1 protein-coding gene is annotated in these 590 nt (G+C 31.4%); it reads left to right on the plus strand.

Annotation, left to right across the window (positions count from 1 at the left end):
- Nucleotides 1-590 (plus strand): HAD-IC family P-type ATPase (locus tag AZI32_RS17460; protein ID WP_157450986.1); only part of this gene is annotated, 590 nt, incomplete at both ends.

The following is a 590-nucleotide window of genomic DNA, read 5'->3' on the forward strand; positions in this document are numbered from 1 at the left end:
TTTGATTATAAAGAAATAAGAGAAATAAATACTAGATTAAGCGAATTACCATTTGATAGTGATAGAAAACTTATGACTACTGTTAATAAGGTTGATGGAGAAGTAGTTATGTTTACAAAAGGGGCTCCGGATGTAATCTTTAATAGATGTAAGTATGCATTAGTAGGAGACGAAGTTGTAAAGGCTAGTGATGAGATAATTGATGAATATAAGAAAATGAACGAAGAGTTTTCTAATAAAGCATTAAGAGTTTTAGCATTTGCAACAAAGAGAGTAGAAAATGAAAGTTTTGTACCAACAATTGAAGATGAAAACAACTTAACTTTAATCGGACTTACTGCAATGATAGATCCTCCTAGAGAAGAAGTTTATGAAGCAGTGGAAAATGCTAGAAAATCTGGTATAAAAACTGTCATGATAACAGGAGATCATAAAACAACTGCAAAAGCAATAGCTGTAGATATCGGAATATTTGAAGATGGAGATATGGCTCTGACAGGTAGTGAATTAGATGCATTAACTGACGAAGAGTTAGATAGAGATTTAGATCATATATCAGTATATGCAAGAGTTTCACCAGAAAATAAAAT

This window comes from Clostridium sp. ATCC 25772, assembly GCF_001573875.1.
GTDB lineage: Bacteria > Bacillota > Clostridia > Clostridiales > Clostridiaceae > Clostridium_J > Clostridium_J senegalense.